This is a genomic window from Streptomyces sp. NPDC043870, assembly GCF_056435785.1.
In genome coordinates, this window is record NZ_JBWKDT010000096.1 from 1 (window position 1) to 6,664 (window position 6,664).

The following is a 6,664-nucleotide window of genomic DNA, read 5'->3' on the forward strand; positions in this document are numbered from 1 at the left end:
CTCCTCCCCCCCCCCCCCCCCCCCCCCCCACCCACCCCCCCCCCCCCCCCCCCCCCCCCCCCCCCCCCCCCCCCCCCCCCCCCCCCCCCGCGACTCACATGCCCAGGCCCGACATCTGCCCGTACTGCGGCTGCTGCCCGAAGATGCCCTGGCCGTGGATCTGGCCGAACTGACCGGGCTGGCCCTGCACCTGCTGGCCGGGGAACTGACCGAACTGGCCGTACTGGCCCGCCTGGCCCTGGCCGGTGATCTGCGCGAGCGCGGTGTGCACGATGGGCGCGATCCGGCGGGCGCACTCGGTCAGCACCATGCTCCAGGCGTGCGGCGGGATCTGCCCCTGCGCCTGGATGCCCATGAGGATCTGCGGGTCCGTCCGCAGATGTTCCGTCACCGCGCTCACCGCTGTCGCCGCACATCGCAGCGACAGCTCGGTCACCAGCAGCGGCAACTGCTGCTGCCCCTGCATCCCGAACGGCTGCTGCCCTTGGCCGAACTGGCCTTGGCCCTGCTGGGCGAACGGCTGCTGCTGCTGGCCGAAGAGTTGCTGCCCCATCGGGGGCTGGCCGAACGGCTGCTGGGTCTGCGGCTGGCCGATCTGCTGGGGGGTGTAGACGGACATTCGGACTCCTCCTTGAGTCTCCGGCGGAAACGCACGAGAAACGGCAAACCGGAAGTCGGTCCGCCGCCACGGAGCAGCAAACCACCAACCGACCAAGAACACATTTCGGGACATACCGCCAAGCGGCGGCAGTGCGTAAAACGGGTCGGCGAAGGACAGGGCAAGCCGCGGCATCGGCCCCTGTGGGGACCGCCGATCCGCCCTCCGGCCCCGGCGTCGTCGGGGGCACGCCGGGCAGGCGGGTGGCCGAAGCGCGTCGACGGGGTCACGCTGGAAACCATGAGCGTGCACCCGCCCCCCGCCTCGCACGGTGCGCTGCCTCCCCTGGCGCCGATGCTCGCGGTGATCGGTCCGCCACCCGGACCGGAGACAGAGGCCGAATACGCGTACGAAACGCTGTGGAACGGCGCCCGTGTCATCGCCCATCTGCCCGGTGACGGCAGCGTGCGCCTGCTCTCGGCGACAGGGGTGGACGTCACGGCCCAGTACCCGGAGTTCCAGTCGCTGGCCGGTCTGCTGCCCGCGCCGGAAGCGGTGCTCGACGGGGAGATCATCACCCTGGACGGCCAGGGGCACCCATCGGTGGAGCAGCTGCAGCAGCGGATGAGCCTGCACCATCCGGACGCCGTCGCCCACGCCCGCGAGGACCTTCCCGTCCATCTGATGATCTTCGACATCCTGTATCTCGGGGAACCGACGGTGCATCTGCCCTACACCTCCCGCCGGGACCTCCTGGACGACCTCACAATGGCCGGACCCGGCATCGCCGTACCCGCGGCCTGGCCCTCGAGCGCCGCTCAGGCACTCGAGCAGACGTACACGGAAGGCTTCGACGGGGTGATTGCCAAACGGCTCACCAGCCCGTACCTGCCCGGACGCCGCTCCCGCGACTGGATCAAGATCAAGCACCTTGACGCGGACACGTGAGTCGCGCGCCGGCTCACCGACGCCGACCGCGCAGCACGTCTCGTGCGCTCGCGACCTGCGAGGCGGCGGGGATCGCGTTCCTGCCGTGGCGGCCCGTCGCGGCAGGGGCGTCGGGCGCGAGGCAGAGATCGCCGCCGTGGCGGCCGAGGCCGGCGCAACCCACAACCAGGTCGCGCTCGCATGGCTCCTCGGCCACTCGCCGGTGATCCTCCCGATCCGGGCACCGCCCGGATCGACCACCTGGAGGAGAACCTCGCCGCAGCACACCTCCACCTGACCCCGGCCCACCGCGACCGCCTCGACCGGCTGCCCGAGCAGGCACAGGTTCTGTCTGTTCGACGGTGATCGGAGCCGACCGGAAGGGGACTGCGGCGGCGAAGACGGTGGTGCCGAGGTAGGCGCAAGGTGGCAGGCCCCGGTTCCTCCCGGATCGTTACGCAACTACGATCAGTCGCCATGCCAGCCGAACCCGAGCATCACACCGTGCACCACTTCTCCCAGGCCAACCCTTCTGGTCCGGGCTGCGACAGTGCCCCCGCCCTGCTGCGGCGGGTGGCAGACTCCATCGAGTCCCTCGGCCCGGTGGAGATCCAGGACATCGTCATCCATTCGGAGATCACCGAACACGGTGACTGGCTCTCGGCCACGGTCTACTACCACCGGGCCGGGGAGTGAGCCGCAGGGTGTAGTGCACGCTGGACAGCCGCGCCTCCTGGGCTCGCTCGGCACCTGGCCGGCCCAAGACGCCGCCGACGATGCCGACTTGCGGTGTCACGCATCGAACGTGAGCCGGTACGCCGCCGACGCAGGGGAGTGTCTGGCGCCCGGTGCACGTACGTCCGCCGACCGGGCGCTACCGGTCGTTCGACCCGAGGTACACCAGACGCGCTTTCGTAGGCCATGACGACCGCCTGCGTGCGGTTGTTGGCGTCCAGATCGGTCAGCACGTTACCCACGTGCGTCTTGACGGTCTCCACCCATGTGCGTCTTGACGGTCTCCAGGCTCACCCCGAGTTCGGTGGCGGCATTGCGCCGTACGGGCCTTTCGGCGGCCGGCCAGTGGACGGCGTCCGGGAAGAGAACGGAGTCACCGGTGGCCACCAGCCGGATGGCGTGGGCGATCTGCTGTGACGGGGCCCGCTTGCGGATGAACCCACTGGCGCGTGCCCGCAGGGCGTCGTAGACGTGCTCGTCGTTCTCGAAGGGCCGGCGCGATGTCCGGCTCGACCCACGGTGCTTCGTGTGGTCAGCAGTCCCTGTCTGTGGTGCGGCGAGCCTGATTGCTGAGCCGGTGAAGGCACCGAGATGACTCCAGGGGCGTGCCATGGGGGTCACCGGCGGCCGCTTACCCCCGCCGGGTCGGGCGGCTCAGGCGGGTCGGCCGGGGGAGGACAGCGTGGGACGCCGTGGCATGCTGGGGTCAGCCGTTGTCGACGAAAGTGTGAGGAACTGTGCCGCTGAGCACCGGCCTGGACGTGCGCCCCGTGACATCCGGCGACCGGGCGGCATGGGATCCGCTGTGGCAGGCGTACCTGGACTTCTACGACCATGCCCTTCCGGCCGGCGTCACTGATCTGACGTGGGCTCGGTTCGGCGATCCGGCGGAGCCGATGGGTGCGCTGGGGGCGTGGGCCGACGGCGTTCTGGTCGGCATCTGCCACTACATCTTGCATCGTTCGACGTGGGCCGCGGGTACTTATTGCTATCTGGAGGACCTGTTCACCACGCCCGCCGCGCGCGGCCAGGGAGTGGGCAGGGCGCTGATCGAGGCGACGGCCGCGGCGGCCCGGGAGGCCGGGGCGGAGAAGCTCTACTGGCAGACGCACGAGGGCAATGCCTCGGCGCGTGCCCTCTACGACCAGGTGGCCCGCCACGAGGGTTTCCTCGTCTACGAGCGTCCGCTGGCCTGGCCTGACCTGACCTGACCTGACCTGACCTGACCTGACCAGACCAGCAGGGCAGGGTGACGTCCCTGCCGGCCTGAGGGGGCGGCCGCCCACGGAAATCGCGCCCCGCTGGTTGCCGCTGCGTCCTCGGCGACGATCCCGCGATGGAGGCGGGGATCCCCCGCCGGAACGGGGAGAGGCTTCCTCGCCGTCCTGCAAGCCCGAGCGGTCACGTTCGCGTGGTGATGAGCGTGGTGACAGGTCGCGGCCGGCCGGCAGAGGCCTGGGGGTGCGGTTCAGTGCTCGGTGTTGACCCGGGAGACGTGGTACTGGCGGATCCGCCAGGTGTCACCGTCTCCGTTCCGCTGGAGGACCAGCGAAAGGTGCACCGAAGCCTCCCAGTCCGCCGGGTCGCGGAAGGTGACGTCCGCGAAGCCTCCGGCTACATGCTCACCGATCGTGTACGTGTGGAGGATCGTCACATCGGCGCTGCGGTCGCTCGGGACCGCAGCGTAGTAGGCCCGTACGGCATCCGGGCCGGAGAGGACCTCGGGGCCGAAGCCCTGGAACAGGGCGTCGGGGGTGAACAGGTCGGCCATGACGTCCGGCTGGTGGCCGTCGAACGCGGCCTTCCAGTGCTTCAGAACCTCGTGCATCGGATTGCTCATCGCGTTATCCCTTGTCCATGCGTTGCGGGCGGGGGAGACGGCGCTCGCCGTAACGGTCGCCTGTGGGCGGGTCGGCTACTAGCCGACCGGTCTATTACAGACTAGTCGAGCGGTCGTATACTTGCCAACATGGGACGGACCAGTGATGCCAGAGAGAAGATCATCAGCGCTGCGCAGTCACTCATCGAGCTGCGCGGGTACTCAGCATTGGGCGTGGCCGAGATCTGCAAAGCGGCCGGGGTGCCCAAAGGCAGCTTCTACTACTTCTTCGAGTCCAAGGAAGCCCTGGCACTGACGGTCCTCGACGAGCACTGGGCCGGTCAGCGGCGCGACTGGACCCGCATCCTCCACAGTGATGCGGAGCCCCTGCAGCGGCTGCGGCAACTGTTCGAGGAGACCGAGGCGGCTCAGCGTGCCGGTCAGAAGAGTTGCGGCACTGTCTCGGGGTGCCTGTTCGGGAACCTCACTCTGGAGCTGAGCAATCAGACCGAGTCGATCCGCGATCGCCTGCAGGCGATCTTCGATGCCCAGGTGGACATGGTCGAGTCGGTCATCACCGAGGCCCTTCAGCGGGGAGAGGTCAACGTTGCCGACCCCCGTGAAGCCGCCCGGTCGGTGGTCGCGCAGGTCGAGGGCCAGGTGTTGTTTGCGAAGCTCTACAACAACACGTCCCAGCTCGGCGCTCTGTGGGCGAACTGCCTGGCGCTGCTCGGCGCCGGCGCGCCACAGGAGGCAGTGGCCGGCGCGTGATGCCGGCCCGCCGCAGGGGTGCGGCAGGTTGGAGCGGCCGGCTCCTCCGTGCGCGGGGCGGGCTTCTGGCCGCATGAGCCGGACCCGCCCGTCTGCGATACCGGCGTAACCAGCCGTGGGGTGCCGGGTGGGTCCCGCCGTGTGGATCGTCGGGCAGGTGGCAGGTGGCAGGTGGCAGGTGGCAGGTGGCAGGTGGCAGGTGGCAGGTGGTCCTGCGGCTCAGCGGCCGGCGGTCTGGCCGCCGTCGACGGGGAGGACGACGCCGGTGACGAACGGGGCATTCTCGAGGTAGATCACCGCGTCGACGATGTCGCTCACCTCACCCATCCGGCCGACCGGGTGCAGGGCGGCAAGCGTCTCGTGCAACTCCTCAGAGTGCATGGGGGTCTTGATGATGCCCAGGGCGACGGCGTTGGAACGGATGCCGCGCGTGGCGTACTCAATGGCCAGCGCTTTGGTGGCGGACTGCAGGCCACCCTTGGTCAGCGAGGCGAGTACGGAGGTCACGGCGGAGTCGGGCTGGTCGCCCAGGCTGCTCGTGATCTGCACGATGTGACCGCTGCCCTGCTCGAGCATGCGCTCGACCGCGAGCTGGGTGATACGGAAGAAGCCGTCTATGTTCACGCCGAGCACCGCGTCGTAATCGTCCTCGGTGTAGTCGGTGAACGGCTTGGCGATGAAGATTCCTGCGTTGTTGACCAGCGTGTCGATGCGGCCGAATCGCTCGACGCCCGCAGCGATGACGCGCTCTGCGGTGGCGCGGTCGGATATGTCGCCCTGGACGGTGAGGACGTCCGCGTCCTGCGACTCGGCGATGCTGCGGGAGGTGGCAACGACGGCGTAGCCCAGCTTGCGGTAGGCGGTGGCAAGCCCGGCTCCGATGCCCTGGGACGCACCGGTGATGACCACGACCTTCTGATCCTGCGTGCTCATGATGACCTTTTCGACGGGGATGGGAGTGTCGACGAGTGACTAGCCGACCGGTCTCCTATAAAGTAGACGACCGGTCGAGAAAATTCAAAGGGTCTGAGCAGGGGCAGTGATCCGGCAGGACCGGCTCACCGCACCTGAAGACGCCACGGGCTCGCAAGTGCCCCGCAGAGAAGGAGAAGGATCTTGAAGGAGTTCCTGGTCGAGCTCACCACCACCATCCCCGAGGGCACCGACCCGGCCGAGGTCGACCGCCGCCGCGCCGCGGAAGCCGTACGGGCCAGGGAACTGGCTGCCGCCGGTCACCTCGTGCGGCTGTGGCGCCCGGTAGGTGAGCTGCGCAGCATCGGTGTGTGGCGCGCTGCCGACGAGAACGAGCTGCGCGAGAAGGTGCTCGGCACCCTGCCGCTCTGGTCGTGGATGACCCCCGTGATCACGGCCCTGGAGTCCCACCCCAACGACCCGGGCAAGGCTGACCCCGACACTTGATCGCACCCCCGCACCCCCGCACCCCCGCACCCCCGCACCGCCGTGCACCCGACCCCGACCGCCGTTCCCGGTCACCGCGCAGTCCCAAGGAACACTCCGTGCACGCAGCCACTCCTGACTCATCGTCAGCGAGCGGTGAGCTGAGGCTCGGGATTCGCTCGGGGTGATGGTGGCATTGGGGAGACGTTCGTTCCTGCAGCTGGCGGACGGTGGTCCCCGCAGGTGAGATCGAACCGCCGAAGTCAGCGGGTCCTACGTTGTTGGTGGGTTGGACGGGCCGTCGTAAGGTCCAGAGGCCCAGAGACGCCGGGTATGGCTTTCAGCGGGTTGCACACGATGGTTCACGTCACCTGGCCGCCCGGCGTCTCACCGACGACCCGGCCGCTGATTAGGAG

Annotated in this window: 9 protein-coding genes and 1 pseudogene; 6 read left to right on the forward strand and 4 right to left on the reverse strand. The window is 69.2% G+C overall.

Annotated features, from left to right (window positions below):
* Nucleotides 1-94 precede the first annotated feature (94 nt).
* On the reverse strand, nucleotides 95-619 hold the full coding sequence (locus AC0699_RS38880) for a hypothetical protein (RefSeq protein ID WP_478671074.1): 525 nt from the start codon (nucleotides 617-619) through the stop codon (nucleotides 95-97).
* A gap of 279 nt (nucleotides 620-898) precedes the next feature.
* Between AC0699_RS38880 and AC0699_RS38885 the strand changes: the two genes are divergently transcribed.
* From AC0699_RS38885 to AC0699_RS38895, 3 genes and pseudogenes are all read left to right on the forward strand, one after another.
* Nucleotides 899-1,546 (forward strand): ATP-dependent DNA ligase, encoded by a 648-nt coding sequence (locus tag AC0699_RS38885; protein ID WP_478671077.1) that lies wholly within the window; start codon nucleotides 899-901, stop codon nucleotides 1,544-1,546.
* A gap of 47 nt (nucleotides 1,547-1,593) precedes the next feature.
* Nucleotides 1,594-1,891 (forward strand): annotated as a pseudogene (locus AC0699_RS38890) (aldo/keto reductase); the annotation flags it as partial.
* A gap of 111 nt (nucleotides 1,892-2,002) precedes the next feature.
* Nucleotides 2,003-2,221 (forward strand): hypothetical protein, encoded by a 219-nt coding sequence (locus tag AC0699_RS38895; protein ID WP_478671081.1) that lies wholly within the window; start codon nucleotides 2,003-2,005, stop codon nucleotides 2,219-2,221.
* A gap of 273 nt (nucleotides 2,222-2,494) precedes the next feature.
* On the opposite strand, the gene AC0699_RS38900 is transcribed toward AC0699_RS38895, so the two are convergent.
* Complete coding sequence (locus tag AC0699_RS38900) at nucleotides 2,495-2,872, reverse strand: hypothetical protein (RefSeq protein ID WP_478671086.1); 378 nt, start codon at nucleotides 2,870-2,872, stop codon at nucleotides 2,495-2,497.
* A 125-nt stretch (nucleotides 2,873-2,997) separates the two neighbouring features.
* Between AC0699_RS38900 and AC0699_RS38905 the strand changes: the two genes are divergently transcribed.
* Nucleotides 2,998-3,471, forward strand: coding sequence for an N-acetyltransferase family protein (locus tag AC0699_RS38905; RefSeq protein WP_478671092.1), 474 nt, complete (start codon nucleotides 2,998-3,000; stop codon nucleotides 3,469-3,471).
* 257 nt (nucleotides 3,472-3,728) lie between these two features.
* Here the strand turns inward: AC0699_RS38905 and AC0699_RS38910 are convergent, their stop codons facing one another.
* Entirely contained in the window at nucleotides 3,729-4,100 is a 372-nt protein-coding gene (locus AC0699_RS38910; protein ID WP_478671096.1) for a YybH family protein, read from the reverse strand.
* Nucleotides 4,101-4,229: 129 nt separating this feature from the next.
* Here AC0699_RS38910 and AC0699_RS38915 point away from each other — a divergent pair, with 129 nt between their 5' ends.
* Nucleotides 4,230-4,850, forward strand: a complete 621-nt coding sequence (locus AC0699_RS38915; protein WP_478671101.1) for a TetR/AcrR family transcriptional regulator — start codon at nucleotides 4,230-4,232, stop codon at nucleotides 4,848-4,850.
* Between the two features lie 219 nt (nucleotides 4,851-5,069).
* Here the strand turns inward: AC0699_RS38915 and AC0699_RS38920 are convergent, their stop codons facing one another.
* Nucleotides 5,070-5,783: an SDR family NAD(P)-dependent oxidoreductase gene (locus AC0699_RS38920; RefSeq protein WP_478671104.1), complete on the reverse strand. Its 714-nt coding sequence runs from the start codon at nucleotides 5,781-5,783 to the stop codon at nucleotides 5,070-5,072.
* A gap of 183 nt (nucleotides 5,784-5,966) precedes the next feature.
* Here AC0699_RS38920 and AC0699_RS38925 point away from each other — a divergent pair, with 183 nt between their 5' ends.
* Nucleotides 5,967-6,269 carry a muconolactone Delta-isomerase family protein gene (locus AC0699_RS38925; protein WP_478671108.1) on the forward strand — a complete coding sequence of 101 codons (303 nt, stop codon included), beginning with the start codon at nucleotides 5,967-5,969 and terminating at the stop codon, nucleotides 6,267-6,269.
* Nucleotides 6,270-6,664 lie beyond the last annotated feature (395 nt).

Coding starts and splice junctions, on each gene's coding strand:
- AC0699_RS38880 (WP_478671074.1), bottom strand. CDS start 619: ATGTCCGTCTACACCCCCCAGCAGATCGGCCAGCCGCAGACCCAGCAG.
- AC0699_RS38885 (WP_478671077.1), top strand. CDS start 899: ATGAGCGTGCACCCGCCCCCCGCCTCGCACGGTGCGCTGCCTCCCCTG.
- AC0699_RS38895 (WP_478671081.1), top strand. CDS start 2,003: ATGCCAGCCGAACCCGAGCATCACACCGTGCACCACTTCTCCCAGGCC.
- AC0699_RS38900 (WP_478671086.1), bottom strand. CDS start 2,872: ATGGCACGCCCCTGGAGTCATCTCGGTGCCTTCACCGGCTCAGCAATC.
- AC0699_RS38910 (WP_478671096.1), bottom strand. CDS start 4,100: ATGAGCAATCCGATGCACGAGGTTCTGAAGCACTGGAAGGCCGCGTTC.
- AC0699_RS38915 (WP_478671101.1), top strand. CDS start 4,230: ATGGGACGGACCAGTGATGCCAGAGAGAAGATCATCAGCGCTGCGCAG.
- AC0699_RS38920 (WP_478671104.1), bottom strand. CDS start 5,783: ATGAGCACGCAGGATCAGAAGGTCGTGGTCATCACCGGTGCGTCCCAG.